Source organism: Pseudomonas sp. FSL R10-0056 (genome assembly GCF_009600105.1).
Lineage (GTDB): Bacteria > Pseudomonadota > Gammaproteobacteria > Pseudomonadales > Pseudomonadaceae > Aquipseudomonas > Aquipseudomonas bubulae.
In genome coordinates, this window is record NZ_WIWL01000193.1 from 76,650 (window position 1) to 90,466 (window position 13,817).

General features: G+C 56.2%; 13 protein-coding genes. 6 read left to right on the forward strand and 7 right to left on the reverse strand.

What is annotated here, in order from left to right; genetic code table 11:
- Positions 1-43: 43 nt before the first annotated feature.
- The 6 genes from hemF (at position 44) to betT (ending at position 7,146) form a co-directional block, all read left to right on the forward strand.
- Positions 44-958: an oxygen-dependent coproporphyrinogen oxidase gene (gene hemF, locus GHO42_RS16770; RefSeq protein WP_153326292.1), complete on the forward strand. Its 915-nt coding sequence runs from the start codon at positions 44-46 to the stop codon at positions 956-958.
- 22 nt (positions 959-980) lie between these two features.
- Entirely contained in the window at positions 981-1,802 is an 822-nt protein-coding gene (aroE, locus tag GHO42_RS16775; protein ID WP_153326290.1) for a shikimate dehydrogenase, read from the forward strand.
- A gap of 50 nt (positions 1,803-1,852) precedes the next feature.
- The gene (locus GHO42_RS16780) at positions 1,853-2,179 is read left to right on the forward strand and encodes a DOPA 4,5-dioxygenase family protein (protein WP_153326288.1); all 327 of its coding nucleotides are present in this window, start codon (positions 1,853-1,855) and stop codon (positions 2,177-2,179) included.
- Positions 2,180-2,465: 286 nt separating this feature from the next.
- Positions 2,466-3,002: a hypothetical protein gene (locus tag GHO42_RS16785; RefSeq protein ID WP_141228134.1), complete on the forward strand. Its 537-nt coding sequence runs from the start codon at positions 2,466-2,468 to the stop codon at positions 3,000-3,002.
- Positions 3,003-3,014: 12 nt separating this feature from the next.
- The gene (locus GHO42_RS16790; protein WP_153326286.1) at positions 3,015-4,511 is read left to right on the forward strand and encodes a hypothetical protein; all 1,497 of its coding nucleotides are present in this window, start codon (positions 3,015-3,017) and stop codon (positions 4,509-4,511) included.
- Positions 4,512-5,148: 637 nt separating this feature from the next.
- Positions 5,149-7,146, forward strand: coding sequence for a choline transporter BetT (gene betT, locus GHO42_RS16795; protein ID WP_094999601.1), 1,998 nt, complete (start codon positions 5,149-5,151; stop codon positions 7,144-7,146).
- A 723-nt stretch (positions 7,147-7,869) separates the two neighbouring features.
- Here betT and GHO42_RS16800 read toward each other — a convergent pair.
- The 7 genes from GHO42_RS16800 to GHO42_RS16830 form a co-directional block, all read right to left on the reverse strand.
- Positions 7,870-8,085 carry a molybdopterin-binding protein gene (locus GHO42_RS16800; RefSeq protein WP_003444581.1) on the reverse strand — a complete coding sequence of 72 codons (216 nt, stop codon included), beginning with the start codon at positions 8,083-8,085 and terminating at the stop codon, positions 7,870-7,872.
- 34 nt (positions 8,086-8,119) lie between these two features.
- Positions 8,120-8,926 (reverse strand): aliphatic sulfonates ABC transporter ATP-binding protein, encoded by an 807-nt coding sequence (gene ssuB / locus GHO42_RS16805; protein ID WP_095017916.1) that lies wholly within the window; start codon positions 8,924-8,926, stop codon positions 8,120-8,122.
- Positions 8,923-9,729, reverse strand: coding sequence for an aliphatic sulfonate ABC transporter permease SsuC (gene ssuC, locus GHO42_RS16810; protein ID WP_016782831.1), 807 nt, complete (start codon positions 9,727-9,729; stop codon positions 8,923-8,925). Before ssuC ends, ssuB begins: the two co-directional genes overlap by 4 nt.
- A gap of 7 nt (positions 9,730-9,736) precedes the next feature.
- A complete protein-coding gene (ssuD, locus tag GHO42_RS16815; protein WP_016782830.1) occupies positions 9,737-10,885 on the reverse strand; it encodes an FMNH2-dependent alkanesulfonate monooxygenase in 1,149 nt (382 codons plus the stop codon).
- Between the two features lie 31 nt (positions 10,886-10,916).
- Positions 10,917-11,882: a sulfonate ABC transporter substrate-binding protein gene (locus tag GHO42_RS16820; protein WP_095017915.1), complete on the reverse strand. Its 966-nt coding sequence runs from the start codon at positions 11,880-11,882 to the stop codon at positions 10,917-10,919.
- Between the two features lie 101 nt (positions 11,883-11,983).
- A complete protein-coding gene (gene ssuE, locus GHO42_RS16825; protein WP_094999605.1) occupies positions 11,984-12,577 on the reverse strand; it encodes an NADPH-dependent FMN reductase in 594 nt (197 codons plus the stop codon).
- Between the two features lie 310 nt (positions 12,578-12,887).
- Entirely contained in the window at positions 12,888-13,526 is a 639-nt protein-coding gene (locus GHO42_RS16830) for a peroxiredoxin (protein ID WP_083369699.1), read from the reverse strand.
- Between the last annotated feature and the right edge of the window lie 291 nt (positions 13,527-13,817).

The following is a 13,817-nucleotide window of genomic DNA, read 5'->3' on the forward strand; positions in this document are numbered from 1 at the left end:
GGCCCCGCACGCCGCGTCGCTTTGCCCGATTTAAGGTGATGTCATGACTACTCGCACCGAGGCTGTAAAAGCCTACCTGCTCGACCTTCAAGACCGCATTTGCAACGCATTGCAAACGGAAGACGGCGGCACCCAGTTCGTTGAAGACGCCTGGGAGCGCCCGGCGGGTGGTGGCGGTCGTACCCGTGTAATCGAAAACGGCCACGTCATCGAGAAAGGCGGCGTCAACTTTTCCCATGTGTTCGGCAGCGGCCTGCCACCGTCGGCCAGTGCTCATCGCCCTGAACTTGCGGGCCGTGGCTTTGAAGCCCTCGGTGTGTCGCTGGTGATACACCCGCACAACCCGCATGTGCCAACTTCCCACGCCAACGTACGTTTTTTCATCGCTGAGAAAGAAGGCGAAGAACCGGTCTGGTGGTTCGGTGGCGGCTTTGACCTCACCCCTTACTATGGCGTTGAAGAAGACTGCGTGCACTGGCACCGCGTGGCCGAGCAGGCCTGTGCGCCATTTGGTGCCGATGTGTACCCGCGCTACAAGGCGTGGTGCGACACCTACTTCCATATCAAGCATCGCAATGAGCCCCGTGGTATTGGCGGCCTGTTTTTTGATGACCTGAACAAGTGGGATTTCGACACCTGTTTCGCTTTTATTCGCGCCATTGGTGATGCCTATATCGACGCCTACCTGCCGATCGTTCAGCGCCGCAAAAACGACGAATACACTGCCCAGCAGCGTGAGTTCCAGGAATTCCGCCGTGGACGCTATGTGGAATTCAACCTGGTCTATGACCGTGGCACCCTGTTTGGCCTGCAATCGGGCGGTCGCACCGAGTCGATCCTGATGTCCCTGCCACCGCAAGTGCGCTGGGCTTATGACTGGAAAGCGGAACCGGAAAGCCCGGAAGCGCGCCTGACGGATTACTTCCTGCAAGACCGCGACTGGTTGGCCAACGCCTGACACTGCCCGAGGAGCTTGCCTGATGGACCGTTACGTTGTTTTTGGTAACCCGATTGCCCACAGCAAATCCCCGGTGCTGCATCGCCTGTTTGCCGAGCAAACTGGCCAGGCCATGCAGTACGACACCTTGCTGGCACCACTGGATGATTTTGCTGGCTGCGCAACGGAGTTTTTCCTGCAGGGGCGTGGCGCCAATGTGACAGTGCCCTTCAAAGAAGACGCCTACCGCCTGGCGGATCAACTGACAGCTCGGGCCCAGCGAGCAGGAGCGGTCAACACCCTGAGCAAATTGGCCGATGGCGTTTTGCTGGGGGACAACACCGATGGTGCAGGGCTGGTGCGCGACCTGACGGTCAATGCCGGTTTCAGCCTCAAGGGTAAGCGCATCCTGATCCTGGGAGCAGGCGGTGCGGTGCGGGGTGCGCTGGAGCCGTTGCTGGCTGAAGGGCCGGCCTCGGTCACCATCGCCAACCGCACCGTTGAAAAAGCCGAGTTGCTGGCCGAGTTGTTCAGTGACCTGGGCCCGGTGGCTGCAAGCGGTTTTGACTGGCTGCACGAGCCGGTCGACCTGATTATCAATGCCACCTCGGCCAGCCTGAGTGGAGAACTGCCACCCATTGCCAGCAGCCTGATCGAGCCGGGTAAAACCCTGTGCTACGACATGATGTATGGCAAGGAGCCGACGCCGTTTTGCGTGTGGGCCAGCGGGCATGGCGCGGGTCAGGTGATGGATGGTTTGGGCATGCTGGCCGAACAGGCCGCCGAGGCGTTTAATCTGTGGCGCGGGGTGCGTCCGGATACTGCACCGGCGCTGGCTGAATTGCGCCGGTTGCTGGCGCTTTAAAGCAGCCCCTCTCCCTCCGGGAGAGGGCGGGGTGAGGGCAAGAGGTACTTATGCAGCGAATCAAGGGCTACCACGCCCATGTCTACTTCGACGCTTCGACCATCGATCAGGCGCGCGCCTTGGGCGAAGAGGCCAGGCGACTGTTTGGCGTCACCATGGGCCGCGTCCACGAACGCCCGGTTGGCCCGCACCCGGACTGGAGCTGCCAGCTGGCTTTCGGCCCTGAACTGATCGGCATCGTCCTGCCGTGGCTGGCGCTCTACCGGCACGGTCTGGTGGTGTTTTTGCATCCCGATACCGGCAACGACCTGCTGGACCACACCGACCATGCTATCTGGATGGGCGCGATTCGGCCGCTGGACTTGTCTGTTTTTTAAACGGGGGCGCGCAGTTCTGCGCCCGGTTTAACCCTCTCCTACATACTATTTTTAGTTACGGAAATATCCGACATTAAGAACGGCGGCTTCGCTGTGGTCATATTTTGGTACCAGGCCTAAAGTTTTCAGGGCGTTAAGGTTTTTAATCTCGCTCTTGGATGGGGTATGGAAATGACACGTCCAAAAACCATGTTCCGCGCTGAGCTATGAAGATTGAATTTTGTTGGTCGCTATATTTATTACTCCTGTGGAAATGGCGATACATCAGTAATATTGGAGGCTGGTAGTGCGTAGATATCTTCAAGGTGGGCTTATATCACTGGTGTTTGCTTGGGGCTCAATGCCCGCCCATGCAGCTTGCACGTTTGTTAATGAAAAAACGAATATCAGTGTTTTTTCCTTTGATGTTTCGGATAAGGATTGCGAGCTTATTGATTTTAACGGTGAAAGCGTGGTCACTCTTCGTGTTGAGTATCCATCCATGAAGTTGGTTGATTATAAAAATAAATCTAACAATGTAATGGTGTTAGTTTTATTTCCTATATCCGTTCCTCCGTTTGATATAAATCGAGCCACCCGAACATTAAAAACCATTGCGTCTTTTGATGGGGTTGAACTGTTAGAGGATAGTGAAAAGACTTATAGAGTTGCGGGCCGTGATGGAAGCAATGCATATATATATGAGTGGGACCTGATTTATATGGGAAAAAGAGCGTACAAAAGTACTTTTGGGATTGACTATTTGTTTAGCCGTGAGATTTCCAACCTTAAAGAAGCCGATGTTTTTGTGTTGAATTTTCTGGATCGTTTTTTAATTAATTAAGGAGGCGCCAATATGGTGCAAATACCTCTGGCACCCGCGGATATCAAATACCTGGAACATAGACTCGCCGTGAAAGACTACGCGGGAGGATACCATTACTTATATAATGTTGCTCAAAAAGCTATTGCCAACCAGGCCGATGGCGAAGTGAGAGACCAGATGTTGATGACGGCTAACTGGCTTATGGCTGCAAAATCTATCAATAATATTGACGGAAGCTTTGCAAGCGAACTGGTTTCCAATTCCATGCGATATGCAGTTGAGCGCTCCGGAAGGAAATTCACTTCGCGTATGTATAAAAATGCTTCTGACAGATTAGCCCACCAAGTTATTGCGGATTTTATTCACGCTAAAGGCATTTTGCCAATTAAAGATGTGATCAAAAGAGACGTGCAAGCCGCAGTAAAATACTTAGGTTTGGAACCATGGCAATGGGCCGGGACGCTCGGTGATGAGTTTCCTGTGTGGGGGGGTGGACTAGGGCATAATTACGTTGAGATTCCGGGCCGTAACTTTTTAGAGCAAATGGAAAATTATGCCACGGTATTTATACAAAATGCCGCTGCTATTGGGATGATTTTCGAAAAGTATTTTGGCAATGCCTCAATGATTATACCTATTGTCATAAAGATAGTATTTGAAGATTTATTAGTAAAAGGTGTAGAAGTTGATATTTCACTGCCTGTGATTCCAGGTGGCGGTATAAGTAACGGTACGGCTGGTAGTCTTGACAGTGGCGGAAGTGGGGGGGCAGGTGGCGCTACTTCTGCATCGAACGGCTACAGCACAGGCGGAGGGGTACCTGTGACAAATATCGAAAGGCCAGCTGCTAATGTTGATATTTCTTTGGAAAGTGTTGGAGGTCTCAACTATATAACGCCAGAACAAATTGCAAGAATGAAATGCGCCTTAGAAAACAAAGTAGACCCTTTGATTTTGGATCTGGGTGGGGCCGGAGCAAAACTCACCAACCCTCATGCCTCTCCTGTTCATTTCGACATGAACAACGACGGCGAGAAGGTGCAAACGGGGTGGAGCAGCCCTGACGAAGGTATGGTTGTTTTGGACCTTGATGGAAACGGAAAAATTGATAATGTCTCGGAGTTGATGTCAGAGTATTTTGGTGCCGAACAAGGAAGCCGAGATTCTCCGAGTAAAAAGAACTTTGATAATGCATTTGATGCACTGCGCAGCCTGGATAGCAACAAAGACCTTAAATTTGATAACCAGGATGAACGCTGGGGCGATGTGAGGGTTTGGGTTGATGCCAATCATGATGGCCAAAGCAGGATTGAGTCGACTGGTACAAGCGAGTTACATTCGCTGGACGAGTTAAGTATTTCACAGATTGATCTGAACTATACAAGGCCATTAGCAGATGCTCGAAATGGTAATGATATTGTAGGTGTCAGTGGTTTTACTCAAAAGGGTGAAATTAAAGAAGCAGTGGCCGTTAATTTCTCGACGATAACTCCCGATGAGCCATCGGCAGAGACATTGAAAAGTTAAATTGATATAAATATCCGTTGAAAGAAAGCATGATTTATCTGTCGATTGATTTTTATCTAGGTTCTATTGTTAACTTCGATGTATGAAAGAGAGTGTTTGTAGTCTTAAATTTTTGATAACTGTAATCGGGTAACATTATCAGGTGTTCTTTGTGAATCTCTGTTTGTTCGTATTGGTGCTTGTAGATTGCGGGCGCCAATGCGAGATAAGTCTCTGGGACCACTTCAATCAATAGGGTCCCCCCCTCTGCTGTAAATTCGTCGGTACTTTCCTCCTGAGGCACTACTGATCGGCGTCTAAATCAGTCTATTTTTTGATCACTGCGCTTCTGCGAACATTTTTTTTGGATTTTTTTTCAGCGCCCGAAATTCCCGTTTTCTTTTGCCGCCTCTCCCCCCTGATAGCCCCACGCTATAACGGCTGAACGATGATCATGGCCATGTGTCATACCTTGCCATGAGCTAACGTATCAGGCGTGCAGCTGCGGGCAGCGATTAGTGCTGAAAGGCCATCCATGTTTAACTTGAATGCTTGTTCAAGTTAAACCGGTGGTCCGCTGCCCGCTCACAACAGGAGGCTAACCCTTGCCGAATCCGCTCTTTTTGATCCCGTTTTACCTCTATAAGGTGCACATCCAATGAGTGTACCGATCACGTCCGAGACGTCCTCGATCCGCATGAATCCGCCGGTGTTCTACTTTGCCGCCGCGTTTATCCTGATCTTCGGTGTGGTGGTCATCGCCATGCCTGCCGCTGCCGGCGAATGGCTGCTGGCCGCACAAAACTGGGCGGCCAACACGGTCGGCTGGTACTACATGTTAGCGATGACCCTGTATCTGATCTTCGTGGTCGTCACCGCCTTGTCCGGCTACGGCAAGATCAAGCTCGGTGCCGACCACGACGAACCCGAGTTCAGTTACCTGTCCTGGGCGGGCATGTTGTTCGCCGCCGGGATCAGCATCACGCTATTTTTCTTCTGTGTGTCCGAACCCCTCACCCATATGCTCAACCCGCCGCAGGGCCCGGCCGGCAATGCCGAGGCTGCGCGCCAGGGCATGCAGCTGCTGTTCCTGCACTGGGGCCTGCACGGCTGGGGTGTGTTCGCGTTCGTCGGCATGGCACTGGCCTACTTCGCCTACCGGCATAACCTGCCGCTGGCGCTGCGCTCGGCGCTCTACCCGCTGATCGGCAAGCGCATCAACGGCCCCATCGGTTATGCGGTGGATGGTTTCGGTATCATTGCCACGGTATTCGGCCTGGGCGCCGACATGGGCTTTGGGGTGCTGCACCTCAACTCCGGCCTCGACTACCTGTTCGGCATGCCCCATACCCAATGGGTGCAAGTGGGCCTGATCACGTTGATGATGGGCGCCGCGATTCTGGTGGCGATTGCCGGTGTCGACAAGGGCGTGCGGGTGATGTCCGACATCAACATGCTGCTGGCCTGTGCCCTGCTGCTGTTTGTGTTGTTCGCCGGCCCCACCCAGCACTTGCTCAACACTCTGGTGCAGAACATCGGTGACTACCTGGGTGCACTGCCCACCAAGAGTTTCGATGTGTATGCCTACGACAAGCCAAGTGACTGGCTGGGCGGCTGGACCGTGTTCTATTGGGCCTGGTGGATCGCATGGTCGCCCTTTGTAGGCCTGTTTATTGCGCGTATTTCCCGTGGCCGGACCATCCGCGAGTTCGTGTTCGGCGTGCTGCTGATTCCGCTGGGCTTTACCCTGGCGTGGATGTCTATTTTCGGCAACAGCGCCATCGACCAGGTGCTCAACCACGGCATGGTCGCCCTTGGCCAGTCGGCTATCGATGACCCGTCGCGTACGCTGTACCTGCTGCTTGAGACCTACCCGTGGAGCAAGACCGTTATCGCGGTGACGGTGTTTATCAGCTTCGTGTTCTTCGTGACCTCGGCTGACTCCGGTACCGTGGTGCTGTCCACCCTCTCGGCCCGTGGCAATAACGCGGACGAAGACGGCCCGAAATGGCTGCGGGTGTTCTGGGGTGCGATGACCGCGCTGGTCACCAGTGCGCTGCTGTTCTCGGGCAGTATCGATGCGCTCAAGTCAGCGGTAGTGCTGACCTCGTTACCGTTCTCGCTGATTTTGCTGCTGATGATGTGGGGCCTGCACAAGGCGTTCTACCTTGAGTCGCAGAAGAAGATTGCGCAGACCCACTCCCTGGCGCCGGTTTCGCACTCGCGTCGTGGTGGCTGGCGCCAGCGCTTGAGCCAGGCCGTGCACTTCCCGTCGCGGGACGAGGTGTACCGCTTTATGGACACCACCGTGCGCCCGGCGATTGAAGAAGTGAGCGCTGTGTTCCGGGAGAAAGGCCTTAACGTTGTCACCCAGCCAGACCCGGCCAACGACAACGTGAGCCTGGAAATCGGTCATGGGGATGAACATCCGTTTATCTACCAGGTGCAGATGCGTGGCTACTTCACGCCGTCCTTCGCCCGGGGTGGCTTTGGCAAAAAGGAGCAACTGCGTAATCGCCGTTACTACCGTGCTGAAGTGCATCTGGCCGAAGGCAGCCAGGACTACGACCTGACGGGCTACACCAAAGAGCAGATCATCAACGACATCCTCGACCAGTACGAACGCCATCTGCAGTTTTTGCATTTGGTGCGCTGATTGGTTTGGTGGTGATTCAGGCTGCTGTGACGGCCTGAGTCACCGGGCTGATGCCATCGCGAGCAAGCCCACTCCCACAGGTTTTGGGTGTTCTCACAATGTGTGGATGTTCGTCAAACCTGTGGGAGCGGGCTTGCTCGCGATGCAGGCGCTGCGATTTCTACAGACCTTTCGCGCACTTATGTGGGATCGGGCTTTCACCCGCGTTACCCCATTGTGATGCCCCAAGCGGGCTGCCTATAGTCCGCTCCATCGCTGAACATCAGCGATCAGGCGTGCAAGCCTAATTATTGGATTTCAACTTTCCATATCGCTTGGTAGGCTCAGCGCCTGCAATCGGCGTTATGGCGGTTGTGCGCGGGAGATCTTCGGGTCTGCCGGGTCCCAATAACCGGTCTTGCACACCCGCGCACAACTGCCACCTTCTTTCTGCGTGCAAGCTGATCGGAGTGGTTCCTCAAATTATTGGAGTTCAACCATGACGCAGTACGTTCCCCAAACCGACAATCCAGTTGGCTCTACGGTTTTATTGATCGACCCCCGCGCCTCTGTATCTGCCCTGCTGGCCTGTGCCGAGCAGCGCATTCAGGCGGCCAAGAATTTGTTGCGCTGTTTATCGCTGATGAGCGGCCACAGTCATGACCCCCAGGATTTGAGGGCGATTTTCAGGCACAAAAAACCCCGAAGGGCTTACACCGTTCGGGGCTGTGAATCACCCATGATTTACAACTTGGCGATGGACACTTCAGTGGATTTTACGAACGCGATCACTTCGCTACCGACCACCAGCTCCAGCTCCTTGACCGAGCGGGTGGTGATCACCGAAGTCACGATGCCCGACGCCGTTTGTACGTCGATTTCCGACAGCACGTCGCCCAGTACGATTTCCTTGATGTGGCCTTTGAACTGGTTGCGAACGTTGATGGCTTTAATGGTCATGGTGTCGATTCCTGTCTTGGGATAGAAAGTGGGTTTATTGCGCCCAGCGCAGTTGCGTAGGCAGCGGTGCAACGGGTTCCGGCTCAGGTGGCGAGCCAGGCAGTGCAAGAACACGGTTCAGTACTTCGGTTTCCAGTGCCGCCAGACGATGCGAGCCGCGTAGCCGTGGGCGTTGCAGGTCGACCGTGAGGTCCAGCCCTACCTGGCCTTCTTCAATCAAAATGACACGGTCGGCAATCGCGACGGCTTCGCTCACGTCATGGGTCACCAGCAATACGGTAAAACCATGCTGGCGCCACAAGCGTTCAATCAGTTGCTGCATTTCGATGCGGGTCAGGGCATCCAGCGCGCCCAGCGGCTCGTCAAGCAGCAGCAGGCGCGGTTGGTGGATCAGGGCGCGGGCCAGGGCCACGCGCTGCTTCTGACCGCCCGAGAGTGCTGCCGGCCATTCATTGGCGCGCTCGGCCAGGCCGACTTCTTCCAGTGCCTTGAGCGCCTTTGGCCGCCAGTCGCCTTTAAGGCCCAGGCCCACGTTGTCGATGACTTTTTTCCAGGGCAGTAAACGCGCTTCCTGAAACATCAGGCGCGTGTCTTCACGGGCCTCTTGCAGGGGCGCACTACCGGCCAGCAACTGGCCTGCAGTGGGCTGATCCAGGCCGGCCAGCAAACGCATCAGGGTGCTTTTACCGCACCCGCTGCGGCCTACGATGGCGACAAACTGACCTGCCGGGATATGCAGGTTGATATCACGTAGCACCAGGCGCTCACCGAAGGCCTTCTGCAAGCCGTTGATGGCCAGCGGTATGCCCTGGCGCAAACGTGGAGGTTGTTGAGCTGTCATGCTGCACCGCCTTTAACCACTTGATACGCCGGGTGCCAGCGCAACCAGATGCGCTCCAGCCCCCGGGCTGCGGTGTCGGCCAGTTTGCCGAGCACTGCGTACAAAACAATCGCCAGCACCACCACGTCGGTTTGCAGGAACTCCCGGGCGTTCATCGCCAGGTAGCCAATGCCGGAGCTGGCGGAGATGGTTTCGGCCACGATCAAGGTCAGCCACATAAAGCCCAGGGCAAAGCGCACACCCACCAGGATCGACGGCAGCGCGCCCGGCAAGATCACCTGCCAGAACAGGCTGAAACCGGACAGGCCATAGTTGCGCGCCATTTCCACCAGCGCCGGGTCAACGTTGCGGATGCCGTGGTAAGTGTTGAGGTAGATCGGGAATAAAGTCCCCAGCGCCACCAGAAAAATCTTCGCTGACTCGTCGATGCCGAACCACAGGATGACCAGCGGAATCAGCGCCAGATGCGGCACGTTGCGGATCATTTGCACCGAGCTGTCGAGCAGGCGTTCACCCCATTTCGACAGGCCGGTGATAAAGCCCAGCGCCAGACCGATGCTGCCACCGATCACAAAGCCGAGCCCGGCGCGCCAGCCGCTGATGGCCAGGTGTTTCCAGATTTCGCCACTGCGCACCAGCTCGACGCCGGCCGTGATCACGGCACTGGGGGCGGGCAGGATGCGTGTCGACAGCCAGCCCGCTGACACGGACAGCTGCCACACTGCCAGCAGCAAGACCGGCAAGGCCCAGGGCGCCAGGGTGTGACCGATGTTTTTGAGGCCCGAGGCCTTGCCTGAACTCATGGCGACCTCAGCTCTGCGACGCAGCTTTAGGGAGGATGTCATTGGCGACCATTTCGCCAAACGGGCTCACGTAGCCTGCACTTTTTGGCAGTTCCGGGCGTTCGATATCCAGGTGCGGGAACAACAACTCGGCCACACGGTAGGACTCTTCCAGGTGCGGGTAACCGGAGAAAATAAAGGTGTCGATGCCCAGGTCGGCGTATTCCTGAACCCGTGCGGCCACGGTCGGACCATCCCCGACCAGCGCCGTACCAGCGCCGCCCCGTACCAGGCCCACGCCTGCCCACAGGTTAGGGCTGACTTCGAGGTTGTCGCGGCTGCCGCCGTGCAGGGCGGCCATACGCTGCTGGCCCACCGAGTCAAAGCGCGACAGCGAGGCCTGGGCACGGGCGATGGTGTCGTCGTCCAGATGCGAGATCAGTTTGTCGGCGGCCTTCCAAGCCTCCTCGTTGGTTTCACGCACAATTACGTGCAAACGAATGCCGAAACGTACGGTGCGGCCCAATTTGGCGGCCTTGGCGCGCACCTGTTCGATTTTTTCTGCAACGGCAGCCGGTGGCTCGCCCCAGGTCAGAACCATTTCCACTTGTTCGGCGGCCAGATCCTGTGCGGCTTCCGAAGACCCGCCGAAATACAGCGGTGGCCGCGGTTGCTGAATCGGCGGGTAAAGCAGCTTGGCGCCTTTGACGGTGATGTGTTCACCATCGTAGTCCACGGTTTCGCCTTCAAGCACACGGCGCCAGATGCGGGTGAACTCTACCGAGGCCTGATAACGCTCTTCGTGGCTGAGGAACAAACCATCACCGGCCAGCTCTTCCGGGTCGCCGCCGGTGACCAGGTTGAACAGGGCGCGGCCACCGGACAAACGGTCCAGGGTCGCGGCCTGACGCGCTGCAACGGTGGGCGACACAATGCCCGGGCGCAGGGCTACGAGAAATTTCAGGCGCTGGGTTACCGGAATCAGCGATGCCGCCACCAGCCATGAGTCTTCGCACGAACGACCTGTAGGAATCAGTACCCCGCCAAAGCCCAGGCGGTCAGCAGCCTGCGCGACTTGTTGCAGGTAACCGTAGTCAACGGCGCGGGCGCCTTCGGAGGTGCCAAGGTAATGGCCATCACCGTGGGTAGGCAGGAACCAGAAAATATTGAGGCTCATGGAGTGGTCTCCTAATTAGGGGCAGCAAGCGTTAGTTGGCTTTGGCCAGATTGGCCGGGGGCGTCCAGATCACGTCTTTCACAACCAGCGGCTTGGGGATCAGCTTGAGCTGGTAAAAACTGTCGGCGATTTTTTGCTGCGCGTTGACCACTTCCGGGGTCAGAAACTGTGCGCCGTAGCCTTGGCGTTTGACCGCCGTGAGGGTGATCTCAGGAGACAGGCCCAGCAGTGGTGCGACTTGTTTTGTCACGTCCTCGGGGTGGGCCTTGGCCCATTCGCCAATAGTGCGTACTTCATCGACCAGGGTTTCGATCACCTTGGGGTGCTGTTCGGCATAAGGCTTGGTAGCCAGATAGAACTGATGGTTGTCAGCGATGCCACTGGCGTCACGCAGGGTGCGCGCTTGCAGCTGTTGTTCGGCGGCTGCCTGGTACGGGTCCCAGATTACCCAGGCATCGACACTGCCGCGTTCAAAGGCAGCACGGGCATCGGCGGGGGGCAGGAACACGGTCTGGATATCGGTGTATTTAAGGCCGGCGTCTTCAAGGGCGCGCACCAGCAGGTAGTGCACGTTGGAGCCTTTGTTGAGGACGACTTTTTTGCCTTTGAGGTCTTTGACCGAGGTGATGGTCGAATCCTTGGGCACCAGAATCGCTTCGCTGGTGGGGGCTGGTGGCTCGTAGGCGACGTAGAGCAAGTCGGCGCCAGCGGCCTGGGCGAACACGGGCGGGGTTTCGCCGGTCACGCCGAAGTCGATGGAGCCCACGTTCAGGCCTTCAAGCAATTGCGGGCCACCGGGGAATTCGGTCCATTGCACGTCAACGCCCTGCTCGGCCAGGCGCTTGTCCAGCGTGCCTTTGGCCTTGAGCAGCATCAGCGTGCCGTATTTCTGATAACCGATGCGCAGGGTATCGGCTTGAGCCTGGGTAACAGCACCGAAGGACACAGCCGCAGCTAAGAGTGCGACCAGACCACGACGCAAAATGACAGGGCGCATGGCGCTCTCCTTTTTTGTTGTTCGGGATTCGGGTAGCACCTGCTGGGCCGTTAGCGGATCAGTAAGGTGGTGGAGCTTTTATCGGTGGGAAAAATGCTGTTTCAGATACTCCAGCGAGCCGTCACCAGACGCTCGTTGAGGATGCTCGGGTCCAGAGGCTTGGGGCGTCGCGCCAGGGCGCTGTAGAACTGTTCGAGTGACTCTTGCAGGCGCTGTTCCAGAATCGGCACCAGTTGCGCTTGTGCGCCGCCTTCGCCGTAAGCAATCTGGCTGTCTTCGGCAAAAATGCCCTGAAGCATTTCCTGGGCCTTGAGTGCCGACAGTACTGGCTTGAGGGCGTAGTCCACGGCCAGCATGTGGGCGATGCTGCCACCGGTGGCGATAGGCAGTACCACTTTGTGGCTCAGGGCGCGTTCGGGCAGCAGGTCGAGCACGGTTTTCAGGGCGCCGCTGAACGAGGCTTTGTACACCGGGGTGGCAATCACCAGGCCATCGGCGTTTTCGATCTGTTGCAGCAGGTCGATGATTTTCGGGCTGTCGAAGCGTGCGTGCAGCAAGTCCTCGGCCGGAAAGTCGCGTACCTGATAGCTCACCACTTCAACGCCTTGCTGGTTGAGCCAGCGTTTGGCGTGGTCCAGCAACACTCCTGAGCGGGAACGTTGGCTTGGGCTTCCTCCGAGTGTCACGACCAGCATCTAGACGTTTCCTTGAATGAATATGTGCAATTCGCTGTCAGCGTTTTCGCTTGAGTGAACAGACCATAACAGGTGATTTATATATCTATAAATCATATTTATTCATTTGTTTATTCTTAAAATGCATATGCCTTTTTGTTAAATCGAAAGCAAAAAAAAGGCCGTCGAAACGGCCAAAAACCCTGTTGAAGACACGGTTGCATGTTTGTGGGAGCGGGCTTGCTCGCGATGGGATCGGCGCGGTGTATCAGAAAAAACCGCGGCGCCATCATCGCGAGCAAGCCCGCTCCCACAGGGTATGAGGTTGGTTTTACTTGTTCGGCTGCGGCGTCAGGCGCAGGTAGGGCTTAACGGCGCGGTAGCCCTTGGGGAAGCGACGCTTGATTTCGTCTTCGTCCTTGAGCGACGGCACGATCACGACCTCGTCACCGTCCTGCCAGTTGGCCGGGGTGGCCACTTTGTGGCTGTCGGTCAGTTGCAACGAGTCGATCACCCGCAAAATTTCGTTGAAGTTGCGACCGGTGCTAGCCGGGTAGGTAATGGTCAGGCGGATTTTTTTGTTCGGATCAATCACGAACAACGAGCGCACGGTCAGGGTGTCGCTGGCATTGGGGTGAATCAGGTCGTAGAGGTCAGACACCTTGCGATCGGCATCGGCCAGGATCGGGAAGTTGACCACGGTATTCTGGGTTTCGTTGATGTCTTCGATCCACTTGTGGTGTGAGTCCACCGGGTCTACCGACAGTGCGATGGCTTTGACGCCGCGCTTGGCAAACTCGTCCTTGAGCTTGGCGGTGAAGCCCAGTTCGGTGGTGCACACCGGGGTGAAGTCCGCCGGGTGCGAAAACAACACGCCCCAGCTGTCGCCCAGCCATTCATGGAAACGGATCTTGCCGGCGCTGGAATCCTGTTCGAAATCGGGGGCGATGTCGCCGAGTCTGAGGCTCATGGTGCAGCTCCTTTTTATTGGCAATGGCGGGGCGTGATGGAGCCACTCTGCCTGCCTCTGGAGCTAATTAAAAAGAATAAATATCGATTTGATTAGAACAAAAAGAGATATTAAAAACTGTTTCATTGGACGCAGCCCAGGCGTGGGGCCACTGTGGGTTCTGGTTTAGGCAAGGGGAGCGGCAGGGAGCTGCGACTATTAATGTGTTGCGAATTGACCGTTGAGGTCTTCGGTAAACACCCTGCTCGGCATTGCGCCGGGCAGGATTTTTCTTACTTTGTACTAAATCAC

Bases quoted from the DNA above. Each gene is read 5' to 3' on its own strand.
- hemF (WP_153326292.1), top strand. From the start codon at position 44: ATGACTACTCGCACCGAGGCTGTAAAAGCCTACCTGCTCGACCTTCAA.
- aroE (WP_153326290.1), top strand. From the start codon at position 981: ATGGACCGTTACGTTGTTTTTGGTAACCCGATTGCCCACAGCAAATCC.
- GHO42_RS16780 (WP_153326288.1), top strand. From the start codon at position 1,853: ATGCAGCGAATCAAGGGCTACCACGCCCATGTCTACTTCGACGCTTCG.
- GHO42_RS16790 (WP_153326286.1), top strand. From the start codon at position 3,015: ATGGTGCAAATACCTCTGGCACCCGCGGATATCAAATACCTGGAACAT.
- betT (WP_094999601.1), top strand. From the start codon at position 5,149: ATGAGTGTACCGATCACGTCCGAGACGTCCTCGATCCGCATGAATCCG.
- GHO42_RS16800 (WP_003444581.1), bottom strand. From the start codon at position 8,085: ATGACCATTAAAGCCATCAACGTTCGCAACCAGTTCAAAGGCCACATC.
- ssuB (WP_095017916.1), bottom strand. From the start codon at position 8,926: ATGACAGCTCAACAACCTCCACGTTTGCGCCAGGGCATACCGCTGGCC.
- ssuC (WP_016782831.1), bottom strand. From the start codon at position 9,729: ATGAGTTCAGGCAAGGCCTCGGGCCTCAAAAACATCGGTCACACCCTG.
- ssuD (WP_016782830.1), bottom strand. From the start codon at position 10,885: ATGAGCCTCAATATTTTCTGGTTCCTGCCTACCCACGGTGATGGCCAT.
- GHO42_RS16820 (WP_095017915.1), bottom strand. From the start codon at position 11,882: ATGCGCCCTGTCATTTTGCGTCGTGGTCTGGTCGCACTCTTAGCTGCG.
- ssuE (WP_094999605.1), bottom strand. From the start codon at position 12,577: ATGCTGGTCGTGACACTCGGAGGAAGCCCAAGCCAACGTTCCCGCTCA.
- GHO42_RS16830 (WP_083369699.1), bottom strand. From the start codon at position 13,526: ATGAGCCTCAGACTCGGCGACATCGCCCCCGATTTCGAACAGGATTCC.